This is a genomic window from Priestia sp. P5_B4 (assembly GCF_056400385.1).
The window spans coordinates 1-928 of record NZ_JBFULJ010001192.1 but is presented as its reverse complement, the minus strand read 5'-3'; the positions used below and the strand labels follow the sequence as shown (position 1 = coordinate 928).

The window sequence follows — 928 nt, the reverse complement described above, 5'->3', positions numbered from 1 at the left end:
CAGTACAACAGGAACTCTAAAAGGAAAAATCAAAAATACAGCTGTCTTCAATGTTCAAACAGAAGTAGGAGCAGCAGAACCTCTTACCACAAAGACAACTGTTTAAATACTAGTGAAAAGCCAATTCTTAGTTACTAAGAATTGGCTTTTCACATAGGGCTTCTAATGACAGTCTCTATTAAAAAAAGAAAGCAATATCCCATGATAAGGGAACGCTGGTTAGATATTAGCTGCTTTGTAATTTGTAGCCTTTAAACATATACCCATAAACTTCAGTTAGATCATCAAAGCTCTTACAAAAAATGAAAAAGCACCTCTCACTTAGAGAGATGCCTTCTCGTCCCAATCATTTATAAATAAAAAACTAATTAATCGAGGATTTCGACATGCAGAGAAACGTTCTCTGACGAAATTAACTTTTGTTTTAACTGCTCATGCGATGTAAAGAGCAAGAAAAAGCAGACCCTCCTATAATGAAGGTCTGCTCTTAGTTATTTCCTTATTAATTTTCTCTGTATGACGACAAATAGATCATTTTTCTACAAAGTGTATAAAATATACGACAAATATGGCCTAGTGACAGGATAAGAATCTTTTGTCTGAAAGGAATTTGTAACTTTTTAATAGAATGATTATGAAAATGAACAGATAATAAAACTTCACACATAAGGAGATAAAACTATGAAAAAAAACAACTTACTAAGAATGGACAATGTCAGCATCGTTGTAGAATCCCTTGATGACGCAATTTCTTTCTTTGAGGAGATTGGCTTGAACCTCGAAGGGAGAGCTACTGTCGAAGGTGAATGGGCTGGTGGCGTAACCGGATTGGGTTCTCAGTCCGTAGAGATTGCTATGATGGTTACCCCAGATGGCCACAGCCGGCTTGAACTTTCGCGATTTCTCACCCCACCTACTATATCAGATC

General features: G+C 36.4%; 1 protein-coding gene. It reads left to right on the top strand.

What is annotated here, in order from left to right; all coding sequences use genetic code 11:
* Positions 1-681: 681 nt before the first annotated feature.
* Positions 682-928 (top strand): VOC family protein (locus AC1DRF_RS29860; protein ID WP_477742554.1); only part of this gene is annotated, 247 nt, incomplete at its 3' end.